At 61.2% G+C, this 18,767-nt stretch carries 16 protein-coding genes; 10 read left to right on the top strand and 6 right to left on the bottom strand.

Annotated features, from left to right (window positions below):
- Window positions 1–42: 42 nt before the first annotated feature.
- From mnmE to rpmH, 4 genes are all read right to left on the bottom strand, one after another.
- Window positions 43–1,386 carry a tRNA uridine-5-carboxymethylaminomethyl(34) synthesis GTPase MnmE gene (mnmE, locus tag VIM98_RS05010; RefSeq protein ID WP_331991997.1) on the bottom strand — a complete coding sequence of 448 codons (1,344 nt, stop codon included), beginning with the start codon at window positions 1,384–1,386 and terminating at the stop codon, window positions 43–45.
- Window positions 1,387–1,503: 117 nt separating this feature from the next.
- On the bottom strand, window positions 1,504–3,189 hold the full coding sequence (gene yidC, locus VIM98_RS05005; protein WP_331991996.1) for a membrane protein insertase YidC: 1,686 nt from the start codon (window positions 3,187–3,189) through the stop codon (window positions 1,504–1,506).
- A gap of 64 nt (window positions 3,190–3,253) precedes the next feature.
- Complete coding sequence (rnpA, locus tag VIM98_RS05000; RefSeq protein ID WP_331991995.1) at window positions 3,254–3,634, bottom strand: ribonuclease P protein component; 381 nt, start codon at window positions 3,632–3,634, stop codon at window positions 3,254–3,256.
- Between the two features lie 13 nt (window positions 3,635–3,647).
- On the bottom strand, window positions 3,648–3,785 hold the full coding sequence (rpmH, locus tag VIM98_RS04995) for a 50S ribosomal protein L34 (protein WP_038622724.1): 138 nt from the start codon (window positions 3,783–3,785) through the stop codon (window positions 3,648–3,650).
- A gap of 203 nt (window positions 3,786–3,988) precedes the next feature.
- Here rpmH and dnaA point away from each other — a divergent pair, with 203 nt between their 5' ends.
- The 9 genes from dnaA to VIM98_RS04950 all read left to right on the top strand — a co-directional run bounded on the left by dnaA (window position 3,989) and on the right by VIM98_RS04950 (window position 14,594).
- Entirely contained in the window at window positions 3,989–5,341 is a 1,353-nt protein-coding gene (gene dnaA, locus VIM98_RS04990) for a chromosomal replication initiator protein DnaA (protein ID WP_331991994.1), read from the top strand.
- A gap of 259 nt (window positions 5,342–5,600) precedes the next feature.
- Window positions 5,601–6,701: a DNA polymerase III subunit beta gene (gene dnaN, locus VIM98_RS04985; protein ID WP_331991993.1), complete on the top strand. Its 1,101-nt coding sequence runs from the start codon at window positions 5,601–5,603 to the stop codon at window positions 6,699–6,701.
- Window positions 6,702–6,802: 101 nt separating this feature from the next.
- Window positions 6,803–7,885, top strand: a complete 1,083-nt coding sequence (gene recF, locus VIM98_RS04980; protein WP_331991992.1) for a DNA replication/repair protein RecF — start codon at window positions 6,803–6,805, stop codon at window positions 7,883–7,885.
- Between the two features lie 77 nt (window positions 7,886–7,962).
- Window positions 7,963–10,386: a DNA topoisomerase (ATP-hydrolyzing) subunit B gene (gyrB, locus tag VIM98_RS04975; protein WP_331991991.1), complete on the top strand. Its 2,424-nt coding sequence runs from the start codon at window positions 7,963–7,965 to the stop codon at window positions 10,384–10,386.
- 402 nt (window positions 10,387–10,788) lie between these two features.
- Entirely contained in the window at window positions 10,789–12,084 is a 1,296-nt protein-coding gene (locus VIM98_RS04970; RefSeq protein ID WP_331991990.1) for a tetratricopeptide repeat protein, read from the top strand.
- A 207-nt stretch (window positions 12,085–12,291) separates the two neighbouring features.
- Complete coding sequence (locus VIM98_RS04965; RefSeq protein ID WP_331991989.1) at window positions 12,292–12,951, top strand: energy transducer TonB; 660 nt, start codon at window positions 12,292–12,294, stop codon at window positions 12,949–12,951.
- 47 nt (window positions 12,952–12,998) lie between these two features.
- Window positions 12,999–13,748: a MotA/TolQ/ExbB proton channel family protein gene (locus VIM98_RS04960; protein WP_331991988.1), complete on the top strand. Its 750-nt coding sequence runs from the start codon at window positions 12,999–13,001 to the stop codon at window positions 13,746–13,748.
- Window positions 13,749–13,759: 11 nt separating this feature from the next.
- Complete coding sequence (locus VIM98_RS04955; RefSeq protein ID WP_331991987.1) at window positions 13,760–14,173, top strand: biopolymer transporter ExbD; 414 nt, start codon at window positions 13,760–13,762, stop codon at window positions 14,171–14,173.
- A gap of 7 nt (window positions 14,174–14,180) precedes the next feature.
- Window positions 14,181–14,594: a biopolymer transporter ExbD gene (locus VIM98_RS04950; RefSeq protein ID WP_331991986.1), complete on the top strand. Its 414-nt coding sequence runs from the start codon at window positions 14,181–14,183 to the stop codon at window positions 14,592–14,594.
- Between the two features lie 101 nt (window positions 14,595–14,695).
- Here VIM98_RS04950 and VIM98_RS04945 read toward each other — a convergent pair whose 3' ends face one another.
- Both VIM98_RS04945 and VIM98_RS04940 read right to left on the bottom strand, forming a co-directional pair.
- Window positions 14,696–15,439 carry a pyridoxine 5'-phosphate synthase gene (locus VIM98_RS04945; RefSeq protein ID WP_331991985.1) on the bottom strand — a complete coding sequence of 248 codons (744 nt, stop codon included), beginning with the start codon at window positions 15,437–15,439 and terminating at the stop codon, window positions 14,696–14,698.
- Between the two features lie 58 nt (window positions 15,440–15,497).
- Window positions 15,498–16,142, bottom strand: coding sequence for a 4'-phosphopantetheinyl transferase family protein (locus VIM98_RS04940; protein WP_331991984.1), 645 nt, complete (start codon window positions 16,140–16,142; stop codon window positions 15,498–15,500).
- 108 nt (window positions 16,143–16,250) lie between these two features.
- Between VIM98_RS04940 and VIM98_RS04935 the strand changes: the two genes are divergently transcribed.
- Window positions 16,251–18,767 (top strand): PAS-domain containing protein (locus VIM98_RS04935; RefSeq protein WP_331991983.1); only part of this gene is annotated, 2,517 nt, incomplete at its 3' end.

Here is an 18,767-nt window from a genome sequence, read left to right as displayed (position 1 = left end):
TCTCGTGTTGTTGCGATCACCTGCTCCGTCGACGGTTTGGGTTTATTTCCCGATGCAGAACGAACTGAAGATCGCTCCGAGCAGATCGTCGCTGGTGTACGTGCCCGTAATTTCACCCAGCGCGTGCTGGGCGTGGCGCAATTCTTCGGCGGCGAGTTCGCCTGCCCGGTGGGTATCGAGCAGCCGATCGGTATGCTCAAGATGCACGGCAACTTGGCGAAGCGCCTGCACATGACGTCGTCGCGCACTGAAAGCACCTTCGCCGCCGCTGGCGCCGGCCAGGTTTTTCAAGGTATCGCGCAGCGTATCCAGACCCGCGCCCGTCTTGGCCGATAACCATAGCCAGACAACGCCGTCGCGCTGCTCGTCACGTGCCGCCCCCGCATCCAGGTCGATCTTGTTGACCACGACGATGCGTTCGACATCGTTTGGCACCGACGCAATTAATTTCAGATCTTCGCGCGCATGCTCGGCATCGGTGACGAGCAGAACGACATCGGCGCGCGTGAGCTCGCCATGCGCGCGCCGCACGCCTTCGCGCTCGACCGGGTCGTCGGTTTCGCGCAGACCTGCGGTGTCGGCCAGTTCGAGTGCGATACCGTCCAGTTGCAGCGATTCACGCAGAACGTCGCGTGTCGTACCGGCGATATCGGTGACGATGGCTCGCTCGCTGCCAGAAAGCGCATTAAGCAGACTGGATTTGCCAGCGTTCGGGCGACCGACGATAGCCACGCGCAATCCGTCGTTCAAGCGCAAACCGCGTTCGGCTTCGCGTAGCAGATCGGCAAGCGCCGTGCGCAAGGCATGCAATTGCTGCCCGATGGCAGGGTCGGCGAGGAAGTCGATTTCTTCTTCCGGGAAGTCGATGGCCGCTTCGATGTGCACACGCAATGCGATCAAGGCTTGCAGGAGGCGTTCGACCTTGCGCGAGAACACGCCCTCCATCGATTGCAGCGCCGCTCGTGCTCCGGCGCGCGAACGTGCAGCGATCAGGTCGGCAACAGCTTCGGCCTGGGCCAGGTCGAGTTTGCCGTTCAAGAAGGCACGTTCGGTGAATTCACCAGGCCGGGCGAGGCGCGCCCCGAGTTCGCAGGCACGACGCAGCAGGGCGTCTAACAGCACAGGACTGCCATGGCCCTGGAGTTCGAGGACATGCTCGCCCGTATAGGAGGCCGGTGCTGGGAAGTAGAGCAACAGGCCGCGGTCGATCAATTCGCCTTCGTTATCGCGCCAGGCGTTCATATGGGCATGACGCGGCTCGGGCAGCCGGCCAAGCAGTTGTTCGGCAATCGCGGGGGCGGCGGGGCCGGAGATACGCAGTACGCCCACGCCGGCGGCGCCGCTGGCGGACGCGATGGCAGCGATGGTGTCGGCAGTGTGCGTCATAGACAGAATGGTAGTCGCTTGTAGGGGGCAAGGCGGAGAATCGGGCGCCGGGAGGAGCAGATCGCCGCCTCGATCTTCGGACACCTAAGAAAAAGGCCGCTTGCGCGGCCTTTTTGCTCAGGAAGTCTTTGCCTTTAGATCGGCTTGATCGACCTGTCGGGTGATCAGCCACTGCTGGCCCAGGCTGACCAGGCCGTTGGTGACCCAGTAGAGCACCAGACCGGAGGGGAAGAAGAAGAACATCACACCGAACAGGATCGGCATGACCTTCATCATCTTGGCCTGGGCCGGATCCATGCCAGCGGCGGTCGGTGTCAGCCACTGCGTGGCCAGCATCACCAGCACGTAGAGCACCGGCAACACGAACCACGGATCGGGCGCGGACAAATCGTGGACCCAGCCGAAGAACGGCGCCTGGCGCAGTTCGACGCTTTCCATGATGACGCGGTACAGGCCGAAGAAGATCGGCATGGTCACCAGGACCGGCAGACACCCGGTCATCGGATTGACCTTCTCCTTCTTGTACAGCTCCATCATGGCCTGCTGCATTTTCACCTTGTCATCGCCGTAGCGCTCCCGCAGGGCATTCACGCGCGGCTGCAGCTTGCGCATCTTCGCGCCGGAGCGGAACTGCGTGGCGGTCAGCTTCCACAGCGCAGCCTTGATCAGCAGCACCAGGGCAATGATGGCCAGGCCCCAGTTACCCACGATGGCGTGCAGCTTCGACAGGAGCCAGTGCAGCGGCTGGGCGATAACGGTCAGCCAGCCATAGTTGGTCGATAGCTCCAGCCCCGGCGCCACGGCGTCGAGCGTGCCTTGCAGCTTCGGACCGATATACATGCGTGCAGTCGACGTGGCGCTTTGACCCGGTGCCACGTTGAGCGCGGGACCGACAGCGCGGATCAGGTACAGCGGAGCTGCCGTATTCGGATTGATGACGCTGGTGGAGAAGGTGGCTGCTTCGTCGGGCTTCGGAATCCAGGCGACGAAGAAGTAATGCTGCAGCATTTCGATCCAGCCGCCGGTGACGGCGCGATCGAGCGGCTTTTTCTGGAAATCGGTGAAGCCCAGGCTGTCGAATTTATCCTGCGGGCTGTACCAGCCTGCGCCGAAGAAACTGTGCGAGGACGGATCGCTGAAACTCTGGAACCAGCTCTTGGTGGTCGCCGGCGCCACGCGCTGCAGCTGCTGATAGGCATTGCCCTGCCAGGCCGCGCTGCCGCCGTTGTCGACACGCTGGTCCATGTCGACCACGTAAGAGCCGCGGTTGACCGTGTAGGTCTTGGTGACCTTCAGACCGTCGGCGCCGGTCCAGGTCAGGTCGACCTTGAGCTGATTCTCTCCGTCGGCCAGGGCATAGCTGGTCTGCGCTGCCTGGAACAGTGCACGGTGATCCGGCGCATTGCCATGCGTGCTGACCAGACCGCTCTGCGCGGCGAAGAAATGCTCCGGAGCATCGTCGAGCAAGCGCGCCGGGGCGGGGTTGGGATTGTTCCTGGTGCGCGGCTCGGCCGGATAGTTGAGCAATTCCGATCGTACGACGCTGCCACCGCGCGTATCGATGGTCAGGCGCAGCACATCGGTGCTGACGGTAATCAGCTGACCGGCCTGCTCGCTGCCACCGCTAGCGGGAATCGCTGCCGTGCTTCCGCTGCTGGCAGGAACGCTGCCATCGGCCGAGGGCGCGGTAGTAGCGGCAGCGACGGGAGCCGGCTGTGGGCCATAGTCCTTTTCCCAATCGGTCCACAGCAGATAAGCCAGGGCCAAAAGGGCAAAGATGAGAAACGTGCGCGTTTGATTCATCGCGGAGCGGTTCCGGAGTGGGGCGCTGCGGCGCAAGAGTCGCCGCAAGCATAAGAAACGTGGGTCAACGGACCATTGTGCCGGCCGAATCGTCCAGCTTCAACGGCTTGAGTCGGCTCCACAGGGCATCGATGTCGGCGCGCAGCTCGGCATGGGGTACGCCGGCGGCGTGATCGCGCGCCATTACCATGACATCGATGGCGGGAAGTTGGTCGCGGATGCGACGAAACGACTCGCGCACGAGGCGCTTGATGCGATTGCGATCCACGGCGCGCTTGGAGACGCGCTTGGAAATGGCCAGGCCGAGCCGGGCGTGCTCGAGACCGTTGTTACGATAACGCACAGCAAAACAGCGGCCGGCGGAGCGGCCGCTGTTTTGACGTAGCGCAGCGAAGTCAGCAGCGCGGCGGAGCCGCGCCTCGCGCGGCAAACCGGCGGCGGCCATGCTTGCGAGCCGCTTACGGGATCAGGCGCTTACGGCCCTTGGCGCGACGGGCGTTGAGCACCTTGCGGCCATCGGCCGTAGCCATACGGGCACGAAAGCCGTGCGTGCGGGCGCGCTTGAGCTTGCTGGGCTGGAAGGTCCGCTTCGACATGGCTTCCTCCTATTTGGTATGTGGATAAAAAGGTTGGAAATTATGCCGGGCTTCCAGGACAGCTGTCAATCCACCACAATGCGCGCCCCCTGGCAGCCTGTGGATATCCATGTGGATATCCCCGCACTTCGCACGGCCCCGTGCTGCTAGACTCCCCTGTCCACCCTGCGCGCAAGCGCCCCTTTTCGTGGTTGAAGACGTTCATGAGTGATTTGTGGCGGCGCTGCCTGGAGCGCCTCGAGGGCGAATTGAGCGCCGAGGATCTGCATACGTGGCTGATGCCGCTGCAGGCGCGCGACGATGCGGCCGGGTTGCAGTTGTTTGCGCCCAATTCGTACACCCTCGATACCGTCCGCGAGCGCTATTTGCCCCGGATCGAGGCCATGCTCAGCCATCTGGCCGGGCAAACCCTCGCCGTGCGGCTGGAAGTCGGCTCGAGTTCGCCCCGGCAACCGCCTAAACCGGGCAGTGCGAGTGCCGCACCGGTCGGCCGTCCGGCGATGGCTGTGGCCGAGGCGACGCATCCGCCGGTTTTCCATCACAACCTGGACCCCCATTACACCTTCGAGACGTTCGTCGAAGGCAAATCGAACCAACTGGGCAAGGCTGCGGCCATGCAGGTGGCGATGAATCCGGGACGGGCATACAACCCGTTGCTGCTGTATGGCGGTACAGGTCTGGGTAAGACCCACTTGATGCATGCAGCTGGCAATCTGATGCGCGAGCGCAATCCGGACTGCAAAGTGCTGTACCTGCGCTCGGAGCAGTTCGTCGGCTCGATGATCGAGGCCTTGCGCACCAAGAGCATGGATGAGTTCAAACGGCGCTTCCGCTCGGTCGATGCGCTGCTGATCGACGATATCCAGTTTTTCGCCGGCAAGGACACGACGCAGGAGGAGTTCTTTCATACCTTCAATGCATTGTTCGAAGCCAAGCAGCAGATCATCCTGACTTGCGACCGCTATCCCAAGGAAGTGGACAAACTCGAGCCGCGCCTTAAATCCCGCCTGGGCTGGGGATTGTCGGTGGCGATCGAACCACCGGATTTCGAAACACGCGCCGCGATCCTGCTGGCCAAGGCGCATGAAAAAAACGTGGCGGTAAGCGAGGACGTGGCGATGTTGCTGGCCAAGCGCATCCGCTCGAACGTGCGCGATCTGGAAGGCGCGCTCAACACGTTGGCAGCACGCGCAAACTTCTATGGGCGTCCGATCACCACGGACTTCGCCGAAGAGACCCTGCGCGATCTGCTGGCAACGCATGCTCAAGCGGTGACAGTGCCGAACATCCAGAAGACGGTAGCCGACTATTACCAGGTTCGCCTGCAGGATCTGCTTTCCAAGCGCCGGGTACGTTCGCTGGCGCGGCCGCGACAGATCGCCATGGCTCTGTCCAAGGAATTGACCGAGCACAGCCTGCCGGAGATCGGCGACGGATTTGGCGGACGCGACCATACGACGGTGCTGCACGCGTGCCGCACGATCCGCAAGTTGTGCGAGACCGATGCGCGAATGCGGCAGGATTGGGAACAGCTGATCCGCATCCTTACGGGTTAAGGTAGTCGTTACGGGGCAAGATGGGATAAACGCTTGAAAACCCCCGGGGCAAGCTGTGGATAATAGGTGGATGGTTTGGACGCTGAAAGTTATCCACAAGCGGCCCACAGAAAGCAGGGTGCTTGAGGCACAACGCAAGGGAGGAACAACACTTTGTTTTTAAAAGGAAAATTCGCGTTTTCAAGTTATCCACGGCACCTACTGCCACTACCATTCTTTCTTTTAAAAACAGAACAGCAGGATTAGGGGAAGCGCCCACATGCAATTCAGCATTCAACGAGAAGCACTGCTCAAGCCTTTGCAGCAGGTCGTTGGCGTGGTTGAACGCCGTCAGACACTGCCGGTTCTAGCTAACCTGCTGGTTCGCGTTGCCGACGGAAAAGTAGCTTTCACAGGCACCGACCTCGAAGTCGAGATGATTGCCACGACGGAAGCCGAGAAGCTGGCCGATGGCGAAATCACTATCCCCGCACGCAAGCTGTTCGACATCGTGCGTGCACTGCCGGATGGAGCAAAGATCGAGCTGAAGCTCAACGGGGATCGCATCGCGCTCAATGCGGGGCGAAGCCGTTTTACATTGGCTACGTTGCCGGCAACGGAATTTCCGACCATCGACGAGATCGAGCTGGTCGAGCGCGTAACGTTGCCAGAGCAGGTTTTGCGCGATCTGATGGAGCACACCGCGTTTGCGATGGCGAACCAGGACGTCCGCTATTACTTGAACGGCATGCTGCTGGATCTCCAGGAGCACACGCTGCGCTGCGTGGCGACCGACGGCCATCGTCTGGCATTGAAAGAAACACGTTTGGAAAGCTCGGTGTCGGCGCGTCGTCAGATCATCATTCCGCGCAAAGGTGTGAACGAGCTGGTGGGTTTGTTCGAAGCGGGTGATGGGCAAGTCGAATTGGAGTTCGGTCGAAATCATCTACGCGTGCGGCGCGGAGACGTGGTATTTACCTCGAAGCTGATCGACGGTCGTTTTCCGGACTATGAGGCAGTAATTCCTCTCGGCGCAGACAAACAGGCTGTGCTCGATCGCGAGGTACTTAGGAGCGCACTGCAGCGCGCCGCGATTTTGTCCAACGAAAAGTACCGCGGTGTGAAGCTGGAGCTTTCTCCCGGCAAGCTGCGCATCGTGGCGCACAATCCGGAACAGGAAGAGGCTGTCGAGGAACTCGAAGCCGAGACCGGTGTTTCGGATCTGGCTGTCGGTTTCAACGTGGGCTATTTGTTGGATGCGTTGTCCGCGTTGGCCGGTGACAAGGCTCGCTTGAATCTCCGCGATGCCCAATCGAGCTGCCTGGTGCAGGAAGACCAGAGCGAGCAGGCGCGTCATGTGATTATGCCGCTGCGGCTCTGACCTGGAGAGCCTGATTCCGATGCCTGTCAGGCGGTGGTCTGACTGTCACGCCGGAGATGCCGCAAGGCACTCCGGCGTTCTTGTTTGATGGCTTGGATCGCATGCGCATAGATCAGCTACGGATCAAAGGGCTGCGTTGCCTGACCGACGTCGAGGTCGCCTTGGCGCCGGAGATCAACATGTTTGTCGGGGCTAATGGCGCAGGTAAAACCAGTGTGCTTGAGGCCGCTTTTCTGTTGTCCCATGCCAGATCGTTTCGGAGCGGGGCAAAGGAAGCCTTGCTGCAGCGAGGGGCGAGCGGGTTATCGGCATTTGCGGAGTTGCGGCACAGTGACGAACGCCCAGTACGGCTTGGTCTTGGGCGGGCAGGATCTCGCTGGGAGGCGAGGGTAGATGGGGAAGCGGTTTCGATTGGGCAGCTTGTTCGAGATTGCGCGGTCGTCTGTTTTGAACCGGGCTCACATGCACTGATCGCGGGAGGCGCAGAGGAGCGTCGTCGCTACCTCGATTGGGGAGTGTTCCACGTGGAACAGCTTTTTCTTCCCGCGTGGAGGCGCTATCAGCGAGCCCTGAAACAGCGGAACAGTCTGCTTAGATCCGGGAACGTCGTCAGCGATTCCTTGTTAGAACCCTGGGAGTTCGAGCTAGCTCAGGCGGGAACCCAGATTGACATCCAAAGACAGACCTATTTGAGCTCCCTTAGACCCAAGCTGGCTGTCGAGGCCTCGGAGCTTCTACCTGAGCTTGGCGGCGTCGAGCTGCGGTACAAACGGGGGTGGGCCGAAGATCTCGACTTGGCCGAGTTGCTGCGCGATCAACGGGGCCGGGATCTTACCCGGGGGCATACGACGTTGGGCGTGCACCGCGCGGACTGGTCCATTGCATTCGAGCACGCGCCGATGCGGGAACATCTCTCTCGAGGCCAGGAAAAACTCACCGCGCTAGCCTGCGTGCTGGCGCAGGCAAGTCTTTACGCCGAGCGGCGGGGGGAGTGGCCGATCGTGGCCCTGGACGATCTGGCGTCCGAGTTGGACGAGGCCCATCAGGCTTCTGTCGTGCGAAGGCTGCGTGCCGTCGGCGCGCAGGTCCTTTTGACTGGTACAGAAATACCTAAAGCGCTGGAGGACGTGCCTGCCAGAGTGTTCCACGTGGAACAAGGTAAGGTTTCGCCCCCCCTGCTATAATTCCCCAATTGTGCCTCCACTTGGCTTATAGGCGCCTTGCCGGGTGGAGTTGCTGGCGCCAGGAAAACGGGCAGGGCATGAGCGACGATACAACTTACGACTCAAGTAACATCAAGGTTCTCAAAGGCCTCGAAGCGGTGCGCAAGCGCCCCGGCATGTACATCGGTGACACCGATGACGGCACAGGCCTGCACCACATGGTGTTCGAAGTCGTCGATAACGCCATCGACGAAGCACTCGCTGGCTATTGCGACCACGTTATCGTCACCATCCATGAGGACGGTTCGGTCAGTGTCGCCGACAATGGTCGTGGCATCCCGGTGGATATCCACCCCGAGGAGGGGCGTTCTACCGCCGAGGTGGTGATGACCGTGCTGCACGCAGGCGGCAAGTTCGACGCGAACTCCTACAAGGTTTCCGGCGGTCTGCATGGCGTCGGCGTCTCGGTGGTCAACGCGCTGAGCTCGCACCTGTGGCTCACGATCTACCGCAATGACGAGGAGCATCAGCAGGAATATTCGCTGGGCGAGCCTCTGTATCCCCTGAAGATAGTCGGTCCGGCAAGCAAACGAGGCACCACGGTGCGCTTCATGCCGAGCACCGAGACCTTTTCGAACATCGAGTTTCACTACGACATCCTGGCCAAGCGCCTGCGTGAGCTGGCCTTCCTCAATTCCGGCGTAACCATCGAGTTGACCGACGAGCGCGGACCGGAGCCGCGCCACGACGTGTTCGCATACGAGGGCGGCATTCGCTCCTTCGTGCAGCACCTGGCTCAGCTGAAGACCGCGCTGCACCCGAATGTCATCAGCCTGAGCGCACAGCAGGATGGCATCAGTGTCGAACTGGCGATGCAGTGGACCGACTCCTACCAAGAGACGATGTTCTGCTTCACCAACAACATCCCCCAGCGCGACGGCGGTACCCATCTGACCGGCTTCCGTGCGGCGCTGACCCGTTCGCTGACCGGCTACATCGAGAAAGAAGGCCTGGCCAAGAACGCCAAGGTAGCGCTCTCGGGCGACGACATGCGCGAAGGCCTGATCGCCGTTCTCTCCGTAAAGGTGCCCGACCCGAAGTTCTCCTCGCAGACCAAGGACAAGCTGGTGTCGTCCGAGGTGAAGACAGCGGTAGAGCAGGCCGTCAACGAGAAACTGAGCGAGTTCCTGCTCGAACACCCCAGCGAAGCACGCGCCATCGCTTCGAAGGTGGTGGATGCGGCCCGTGCGCGCGAAGCGGCGCGCAAGGCGCGCGAAATGACCCGCCGCAAAGGGGCGCTGGACATCGCCGGTCTCCCCGGCAAGCTGGCCGATTGCCAGGAGAAGGACCCGGCGCTGTGCGAATTGTTCCTGGTCGAGGGCGATTCGGCAGGCGGTTCGGCAAAGCAGGGGCGCAACCGCAAGACCCAGGCCGTGCTCCCATTGAAGGGCAAGATCCTCAATGTCGAAAAAGCACGTTTCGACAAGATGCTGTCCTCGGCGGAAGTCGGCACGCTGATCACCGCACTTGGCACGGGCATCGGCAAGGAGGAGTACAACCCGGATAAGCTGCGCTACCACCGTATCGTCATCATGACCGACGCGGATGTGGACGGCTCGCATATCCGCACTCTGCTGTTGACCTTCTTCTACCGGCAGATGCCGGAGCTCATCGAGCGTGGTCACGTGTATATCGGGCTGCCGCCGCTGTATAAGCTCAAGCAGGGCAAGCAGGAGCTCTACTTGAAGGACGATGCGGCGCTCAACGCCTACCTGATCGCCAATGCTGTCGACAACGCCGAACTGCAATTCGACCCGGCCGCGCCGCCGGTCACCGGCGAAGCACTGGAAAAGCTGCTGCGCGATTACCAGCTCGCACTGGACCAGGTCGAGCGCCTCGGCCATCGCTTCGATGCAAATCTGCTCAACGCGATGATCGAGCACACCGCCCTGGAACCGGCGTTGTGGAACGATGCTTCGGCTATGGAAGCATGGATGATCGGCCTCAGTGCGCGTCTGGCTGCCAGTGGTCTGGGTAAGCCTCGCTACCGGATCGCACTGCGTCCTGCCGCAGGCGATCAACCGGCGGCGCTTGAAGTGGTGCGCGACCAGCATGGTCTCAGCCACACCTGGGTACTGCCGCAGAACTTCTTCGCCAGCTCCGAGTTTCGACCGATCCTGCATGCCAGCCAACAACTTGCGGGCCTGCTGCAGACCGATGCGGTGGTCCGGCGCGGCAATGCTTCGCGTGGCGTCCTCAGTTTTGCCGATACACGCAGCTGGTTGCTGGAAGAGGCCAAAAAGGGTCGTACTATCCAGCGCTTCAAGGGTCTGGGTGAAATGAACCCGGAGCAGCTGTGGGAAACCACGGTCAATCCGGAAACCCGACGCATGTTGCAGGTGGGGGTGGAAGATGCTTTCGCGGCCGATCAGATGTTCTCCATGCTGATGGGCGAGGCGGTCGAACCGCGGCGCGATTTTATCGAGGCCAATGCACTGAAGGTGGCCAACCTCGACATCTAAGCATTTGCCAGGCTACATGCTCTGATGATTTCCTCGATCGGGCCGGGCGGAACTGGAAATGTTCCGCCCGGCTTTTTATTTTTGCCTCGTGGTAATGCATTAGCGTATTAATGCAAGGCCGAACAATGACGCTGCCTCAAGCAGCATGGAAATCAGCCGATAATCCTTCGCCACGGCTGCTGGCAAAGGGCTTGACGCGCGCGAGTTAAGCTGCTTCAGACAACCTAGATCGAAATAAGTGCGGAAAAAATTTGGCGTGTACGCGGGCGTATCTTGCAAGTAATTGATCTTTAACAATCTTTACTGCGGCACTGCGACTTGTCCTGATGCCCCACATCGGGTTACGCTCAGTGATCCCCCGCACAGTTTGTGCGAAAAACCTTACACAGAGGCTCCGTTGTCATGAAGCAAGCCCCCATGATCAAGTTGCTAGCTGGCGCCATCATTGCGCTGAGCGTGGCGAGCAGCCCGGTGATGGCGCGTGACAGCAATTCCAAGGACAAGGACAAGAAAGAAGCGCTGTATCCGAACGCGACCCGTACCGAGCCCAAACTCGACCTGACCAGCGACAAAGATCAGAAGGCGCTCAACGAAGGCCTCGATGCAGTCAACGCGCAAGACAAGGCGAAGGCCGAACAGATCCTTCAGCCGATCGCCGATTCGAGCAAGAGCAAATACGCACAGGCGCTCGCTCTGCAAGGCCTGGCGAACCTGCATTACAACGACGGCGACATCAAGGGCGCTATCGGTCTGCTGAAGCGTTCGATCGATAACGGCGTCATGCCGAACGACACGTACTTCCAGCTGGAGTACATGCTCGCGCAGTTCTACATTGCCGACGAGCAGTACCAGCCGGCGCTCGACACCATCGCCAAGTGGCGCGCCGAGGGCAAGAAGGAAACCGCCGAATCGTACGCGCTGGAAGGCAACGCTTATTACCGTCTCGAGAAGTATCCGGAAGCGATCGCTGCAATCAAGAAAGCGCAGTCGCTCACCGACAAGCCGAACGACACCTGGAACCAACTCCTGATGGCCAGCTATGCCGAGTCGGGTCAAACCGACCAGGCAGCTCAGCTTGCCCAGCAGCAGTTGGCCGCCAATCCGAACGACGCCACTGCCATGAGCAATGCCGTGGCCGTGCTGATGCAGTCGCAAAAATATCCCGAAGCGATCGCGCTGATGGAAAAGCAGCGCGCCGCGGGCGGGCTGAAAGATGAGAAGAGCTACGTCAACCTGACCAAACTTTACCTAGTGACCGGTCAGGAAGGCAGCGACGCCAAAGGCAACGCCATCAAGGCGGCCGCCGTGCTCAAAGAAGGCATGAGCAAGGGCGTGGTGCAGCCGAGCTACGACAATTACAAACTGCTCGGCGACTCCGAGTACGTTGCAGAGAACACCACTGAAGCTGTCGACGCCTACAAAAAGGCAATGCCGATGGCAAAGGACGGCGAAGCCGCTGTCCGCGCGGGTCAGTTACTCCTGGCCGAAAACAAATTCAGCGAGGCCAAGAGCCTCATCCAGCAGGGCATCGATAAGGGCGTGCAGCGTAAGGGCACCGCTTATATGTTGCTGGCGGAGGCCGAACGCGGCCTCAAGAACAAGCCTGGCGCAGTCGCCGCAATGCAGAAGGCCGCTCAAGAGCCTGAGACGGCGGACAAAGCGAAGGCTTGGCTGAAGCAGGCAGGAGCCAGCAAGTAAACGCAGGGCGTTTGGCAGTTTCCTAACGCATTCTTTAGAGATTTTGTCTGCGTTCAGGGTGCTATACAAACGCCATGTGCTGTTGTACCGTTGGATACTTTCCGTGTACGTGTCTAGTGGCAAATGTCATGTCCCTTAGGGAGATGGAATTTGCCGCTGGGTGCTGCGACCACGTCATTCCGAATGACCCGCTCCAGAAAATGACAGATGGCCTCAAGTAACGAAGTAACCGGCCAAGGGCCGTTCAATTGGAGGCGTACCTGGGCGTTGGCGGTAGCCATCGCGCTGCATGCGTTCGCGTTCCTGCTGCTGGTGGCGCCTATGGCTCCGCCGAAGGCCGCAGACAAGAAGGTCGAGCGTACGGTCCAGGTAAACTTCATCGAACCCCCGCCGCCGCCGCCCCCGCCGCCGCCGCCGCCCCCGGAACCGCCGAAGCAGCCGCCGCCGAAAATCATTCAGCAGGTGAAACCGCCGCCGACACCGCCGCCGCCGGCTCCGCCGCCGGCTGTTGAGGAAGCGACGACCAATCCGATTCCCGCGCCACCGCCGGCCCCGCCTGCTCCGCCGGCTCCGCCGACGGAAATCGCGGCCAGCTCGGACCTCAGCTATAACAGCCGTATTCAGCCCAAGTATCCGCCGCAGGCCATTCGCCAGCGTCACGAGGGCACGGTTACGCTGATGATCCTGGTTGGCGTCGATGGCTCGCCGAAGGACATCAAGGTCGAGAAGTCTTCGGGCTTCCGCGAACTCGATCAGGCCGCGGTAGAAACGGCACGCAAGTGGCGTTTCAATCCGACCAAACGGAATGGGCAACCAGTTGAGGGCTACGCTCGCGTACCGATCAACTTCAATCTCAATCAGCTGTAATTCCAGTTACAGTCACAGTTCACGCTTGACTTTCCAAGGGTAGCGTTATGTTCTTCCAGCAAACTCCTCCTTCCGCCGGTGGCGGTACCTCCAACGCCGAAGCCATGAAGTCGATGGGCTTTGACCACTTGATCCACAACTTCGACGCTCTGGGTTGGATCGTCTTCGTTGTGCTGGTGGTGATGTCCTTCTCCTCCTGGTACTTCATCATCGCCAACGCGATCCGCAACTCGATGGTTCGCAATCGCGCCGATAAGGTCATCAACGGTTTCTGGAGCAACGGCTCCACCCAGGACGCGATCCGCGAACTGGAAGCCCAGCCCAAGGGCGAACCCTTCTCGAAGATCGCTCTGGACGCCGCTTCGGCGGTGGCTCACCACCAGCAGGCTGCCGCTGGCGGCGGTCGTCTGGCCGAGTCGCTGAGCCGTTCGGAATTCATCGACCGCGCCCTGCGCCAGGCTGTCGCTCGCGAGAGCCTGCGTCTGGAAGGCGGCCTGACCCTGCTCGCCACGGTCGGTTCGTCGGCGCCGTTCATCGGTCTGCTCGGTACGGTGTGGGGCATTTACCACGCGCTGATCAAGATCTCCGCGTCGGGCAACGCCTCGATGGAAGCGGTGGCTGGCCCCGTGGGTGAAGCGCTGATCATGACCGCCTTCGGTCTGTTCACTGCTATCCCGGCCGTGCTTGCCTACAACTTCTTCAACCGCTCGAACCGCCTCACCTACGCTCAGTTCGACGAGTTCGCGCACGACCTGCACGACTTCTTCGCGACCGGCGCCCGCGTCGAGCAGAAGTGAGGGATTGACCCATGGCGATGAGCACCGGAGACAATTCCGGCGGTCCGATGTCGGAGATCAACGTCACGCCCCTCGTGGACGTGATGTTGGTGCTGCTGATCATCTTCATGATCACGGCGCCGCTGATGTCTCATCGGATCACGGTCCCACTTCCGACCGCGAATCCGAAGGTTGCGGATACGGAGCCAGTTGAGCCGATGGATCTGGCGGTGAAGCCCGATGGCACGATGTATCTGAACGATGCAGAGGTCAACGAGGCCGAACTGAAGCTTCAGTTTGCGACTGCGGCGGCGAAGTCGCCGCAGCCGGAATTGCAGATCCGCGCGGACAAGACCACGGAGTACAAGATCGTGCGCAAGATCCTTGGCAATGCCAAGGAAGCGGGCATGGTCCATGTCGGTTTCATCACGACCGGCAAGGAGTGAAGCAGACATGGCATTTAGTAGCGGTAACTCCAAGGGACCGATGGCTGACATCAACGTCACGCCGCTGGTCGATGTGATGTTGGTGCTGCTGATCATTTTCATGATCACGGCGCCGATGCTGACTCATAAGGTGAAGATCGACCTGCCGCAGCCGAATCCGAACATTGTCAATCCTGACAATCCGCCGGAGCCGGTTCGCTTGAAGATCGATCAATCCGGCGCGTTGTACTGGAACGACACGCCGGTGAACGAAGACGGGCTCAAAGCCCAGTTTTCGCTGCTCGGTGCCAAGCCGGTGGCCGAGCAGAGCGAAGTGCAGATCAATGCCGACGATGCGGTCGCTTATGAAGTCGTCGCTCGCGTGCTGTCTGACGCCAAGAGCTACGGCTTGACCAAGATCGGCTTTACCGAGGGTCAGTGATCCTCGGGATCTTAAAGCAGTGCTACCCGAAGACCCCCGCCTTGTGCGGGGGTTTTTTTTGGACATCGATGCGATGGACCGAAGTGCGCGCGAGGACCGTTTCAGCGCAAAATCTGCAGATAATTGCGAACGGTCGCAGTCAATCCGTCATAAAGCGCTTCACCGATCAGGGCATGCCCGATCGACACTTCGGCCAGGCCGGGAATAGCGGCCTTGAAAGTGCCCAGATTGGCCTGGCTCAGGTCATGCCCGGCGTTGACGGCGAGGCCCGCATGCAATGCGCGGCGTGCGGTTTCGGCGCAGAGGGCCAGTTGCTCGTGGACGCGGCCTTCGGCGAAGGCTTCGGCATAGGGGCCGGTGTAAATCTCTACGCGCTGCACGCCGATAGCCACCGCTTCGTCGAATTCGGTGGCGCCCGCATCGACGAAGATGCTGACACGGCAGCCTAGTTGGCGCAGCTCGGCCACCAGCGGTTTCAGGCGCGGTATGTCGTTGCGTAGATCGAACCCATGATCGGAGGTGATCTGGCTATCGCTGTCCGGCACCAGGGTGACTTGCGTAGGCCGCACCTCACGCGCCAGTTCGATCAGACCCGGATAGGCGCCGCGCGCTGACGCGAAAGGATTGCCTTCGATGTTGTATTCCACGCGTCCGCGGATCGTCGCGGCCAAGGCGCGCACGTCGTCCGGACGGATGTGCCGCAGATCGGGTCGCGGATGCACGGTAATACCGCCGCAGCCGGCGTCGATGCAGGTTAGCGCGGCACGCACTACGTCCGGCTCGTTGCCACCGCGGGAATTGCGCAGGACGGCGATCTTGTTAACGTTGACGCTCAGGACAGTCATGGTTGAAAGGTGTCTGGCCGAAGCGACTCGGCATCGGGGACCGTCAACAGTGCGCCAATCAGGCCGTATCGGCAAGTGTCCAGTAGCGCAGCCTGCGTGGAGAACCACGCCATGCCACCGCGCCGACATGCGCCCGATCCAGTGCCAGCGGATGTAATTGCCATGCCTGCGCGTCGTCCCCGTCCAGCCAGCGTAAGTGCACACGATCGCGCTGCATAAGGATGCGCAGGCGGTGCAGCCCGAATGCCAGACCCCTTCCCAGTGCTTTGAGCACGGCTTCCTTGGCGGTCCAGAGCTCCAGGAACGCCTGATCCCGCAGGCCATTGTCCATGGCTTGGAGCCAGCGCGCTTCCTCAGGATCGAAGTAACGTTCGGCGATCTCCAGCGCTCGGGGGCGTGGCCGAAGACGTTCGATATCGATCCCCGGCCGCAGCGCGTAACCAACGGTCACGACGGCTCGTTCGCCACTATGCGACCAGTTGAACGACAGCGTGCTGGCGTGCGCAGCGGCCAACTCCGGTCGGCCGTGCTCGGCCTCGACCAGGCATACCTGTTCGGGGGCGCAGCCGAGATAGCTCGCCAGCAGCGCGCGCAGGGGATTGCGCCCCTGGTGGCGATCGTAGGCGATCGACCAAATGTGCAACTCGTCAGGACCGAGGCGCTCTGCTACTTTCGATACCGACTGGCCGTCCGCTGTCTTCATGCCGTGCATGGTGCCGGCCCGACGGCTCCCGACACAAGCGCGTAGGTCGAGACGCGTTGCTGTTCGGCTACTTGCCCAGGATGGCGCCGGTCGCGACGGGGTATCGATGTGATTCCAGGCTGGCTGCTGCTGTTGGTATCGCTGTCCTATCTAGGGCTGCTGTTCGTGGTTGCCTATATCGGGGACCGCCGCCCGCTGTATCCGCGTCAGCCGCGTTTACGCCCGGTGATCTACAGCTTGGCGCTGGCCGTATATTGTTCGTCGTGGACGTTCTACGGTGCGGTCGGTACCGCGGCACGCGAAGGCTTGAGCTACCTGCCGATCTATCTCGGACCGATCGTGCTGTATGTCTTCGGTTATGGCCTCTTGCGCCGGCTGGTACTGGTATCCAAGCAACGCAGCATCACCTCGATCGCCGATTTCATCGGCGCACGCTTCGGCAAGTCGCATGGATTGAGCGCACTGGTGGCGGTCATCGCGATGATCGCGATCGTCCCGTACCTGGCTTTGCAATTCAAAGCGGTCTCGATGTCTTATGTCGTGCTCGGCCTGCCGGACATTCCCGCATTCGGCGACAGCGCCATGTGGACGGCGATCCTGCTGGCGGTGTTCGCGATTTTGTTCGGTACACGCACGATCGACGCGACCGAGCATCACCACGGCTTAATGCTGGCGATAGCGATCGAATCGCTGATCAAGCTGCTTGCGTTCGTTGCGCTGGCGATCTACGCGTTGTGGCACGGCCCCGGCTTGGCCGCGACAGCTACGCTGCCCGCAACGCAACTATCCGATGGCCTGACACCCGGCTTCTTCGCCATGACATTGCTCGCGTTCTGCGCGATGTTCTGCCTGCCGCGCCAGTTCCAGATCGGTGTGGTCGAGTGCGAGAACCCGGACGACCTGCGCCGAGCGCGCTGGATGCTGCCGCTGTATATGATCATCATCAGCGTCGCGGTATTGCCGATCGTCGCCGCAGGCATGCATTTGCCATCGGTGCGCGGCGGTCAACCCGATGCCTGGGTGCTTAACCTCCCGCTGGTGCATGGCGATCGGGGGGTTGCACTACTGGCTTTCGTCGGCGGCTTTGCGGCAGCTACCGGTATGGTCATCGTCTCTTCGGTCGCGCTCTCTACCATGATCAGCAACGACCTGGTGATGCCAGCGTTATTGCGGGTGCGTCGCTTTCGCCTCGACCGGCGTACCGATCTGTCGCAACTGGTGCTGTTGGTGCGGCGTGTGGCGATCGTGGGCTTGGCATGCCTGGCATATGCGTATCACCGGGTCATGGACAACACAGCATCGCTCGCAGCCACTGGCTTGCTGGCTTTTGCCGCGGTCGCGCAATTCGCACCGGCGATCGTGTCGGCCTTGTACTGGCGGGGTGCGAGCCGTCGCGGCGTGATTACCGGCTTACTCGCAGGTTTCTCGCTTTGGGCTTATACGTTGCTGTTGCCGGCGATGGATCGTAGTGCGGCCTGGCTGCAGACCGGTCCGCTCGGCTGGGCCTGGTTGCGTCCGCACGCCTTGCTCGGTCTGGAGAGCTGGGATCCGATCATGCACGGGACGTTCTGGTCGCTGCTGGTCAATATCGGCTGCGTGGTCTTCGTCTCGCTCCGCTTTCGCCCCAGCCTGGACGAGCGCTTGAACGCAGCGATGTTCGTCGTGCCCTATGCCGGCGATACCCGCACCGCCGTGGCTTGGCGCGGACGCGTATCCGTGCGCGACTTGCATACGATCGCCGAGCGCATAGTCGGCGACCGTGCTGCCGAGCGCGCCTTTCTCGAATACGGCGAACGCAGCGGGCATGAACTACAACCGGGCGAATCGGCTGACCGCGCGTTGATCCAGTACACCGAACGCCTGCTTGCAGCCGCGGTCGGTGCGGCGAGCGCTCGGCGCATTCTGATGGGTGCGCTATCGGGCTCGGGGCTGGATATTGCCGAAGCGATGGCGTTGATGGACGAAGCCTCGCAGGAGCTGCGCTTCAACCGCGAGTTGCTTTCCACCACACTCGAAAACGTCTCGCAGGGCATCAGTGTCGTCGATGCCAATATGTGCCTGGTGGCCTGGAATCGCCGTTATCTCGAATTGTTCGGGTATCCCAATGGGATGGTGTACGTCGGTGTGCCGGTGGCTGACTTGATTCGCTGGAATGCCGAGCATGGCGAATGCGGGCCTGGCGAAGTAGAGGCACACGTGGCCAAACGAATCGCTTTCATGCGCGCCGGCTCGCCACATCTGTTTCAACGCGTGCGGCCGGATGGCACGGTGATCGAGATGCGCGGCCGCGCGCTGCCTGGCGGCGGCTATGTGACGACATATACGGATGTCACGGCCTACAAACATGCCGAACTGGCCTTGATCGAAGCGAACGAGACGCTGGAGCAGCGCGTCGAGCAGCGCACCGCCGAACTACGGGAGGCGCTGGAGGCTACCGCCAACGCGCGTCGCGATGCAGAAACGGCAAACGCATCCAAGACGCGGTTCCTCGCCGCGGCCAGTCATGACTTGTTGCAACCGCTCAATGCGGCGCGTCTGTTTACCGCGGCGCTGCGACAACAACCGGGCTTGGATGCCCAGACCCATCAGCTTGCCGAGCGCATCGATGCTTCGTTCCGTGCGGCA

Source organism: Dyella sp. (genome assembly GCF_036568765.1).
Taxonomy (GTDB): Bacteria; Pseudomonadota; Gammaproteobacteria; order Xanthomonadales; family Rhodanobacteraceae; genus GSA-30.
This window is presented reverse-complemented; position numbering and strand designations above follow the sequence as displayed.

Excerpts from the sequence above, each read along its gene's own strand:
- mnmE (WP_331991997.1), bottom strand. The coding sequence starts at position 1,386 with ATGACGCACACTGCCGACACCATCGCTGCCATCGCGTCCGCCAGCGGC.
- yidC (WP_331991996.1), bottom strand. The coding sequence starts at position 3,189 with ATGAATCAAACGCGCACGTTTCTCATCTTTGCCCTTTTGGCCCTGGCT.
- rnpA (WP_331991995.1), bottom strand. The coding sequence starts at position 3,634 with ATGGCCGCCGCCGGTTTGCCGCGCGAGGCGCGGCTCCGCCGCGCTGCT.
- rpmH (WP_038622724.1), bottom strand. The coding sequence starts at position 3,785 with ATGTCGAAGCGGACCTTCCAGCCCAGCAAGCTCAAGCGCGCCCGCACG.
- dnaA (WP_331991994.1), top strand. The coding sequence starts at position 3,989 with ATGAGTGATTTGTGGCGGCGCTGCCTGGAGCGCCTCGAGGGCGAATTG.
- dnaN (WP_331991993.1), top strand. The coding sequence starts at position 5,601 with ATGCAATTCAGCATTCAACGAGAAGCACTGCTCAAGCCTTTGCAGCAG.
- recF (WP_331991992.1), top strand. The coding sequence starts at position 6,803 with ATGCGCATAGATCAGCTACGGATCAAAGGGCTGCGTTGCCTGACCGAC.
- gyrB (WP_331991991.1), top strand. The coding sequence starts at position 7,963 with ATGAGCGACGATACAACTTACGACTCAAGTAACATCAAGGTTCTCAAA.
- VIM98_RS04970 (WP_331991990.1), top strand. The coding sequence starts at position 10,789 with ATGAAGCAAGCCCCCATGATCAAGTTGCTAGCTGGCGCCATCATTGCG.
- VIM98_RS04965 (WP_331991989.1), top strand. The coding sequence starts at position 12,292 with ATGGCCTCAAGTAACGAAGTAACCGGCCAAGGGCCGTTCAATTGGAGG.
- VIM98_RS04960 (WP_331991988.1), top strand. The coding sequence starts at position 12,999 with ATGTTCTTCCAGCAAACTCCTCCTTCCGCCGGTGGCGGTACCTCCAAC.
- VIM98_RS04955 (WP_331991987.1), top strand. The coding sequence starts at position 13,760 with ATGGCGATGAGCACCGGAGACAATTCCGGCGGTCCGATGTCGGAGATC.
- VIM98_RS04950 (WP_331991986.1), top strand. The coding sequence starts at position 14,181 with ATGGCATTTAGTAGCGGTAACTCCAAGGGACCGATGGCTGACATCAAC.
- VIM98_RS04945 (WP_331991985.1), bottom strand. The coding sequence starts at position 15,439 with ATGACTGTCCTGAGCGTCAACGTTAACAAGATCGCCGTCCTGCGCAAT.
- VIM98_RS04940 (WP_331991984.1), bottom strand. The coding sequence starts at position 16,142 with ATGAAGACAGCGGACGGCCAGTCGGTATCGAAAGTAGCAGAGCGCCTC.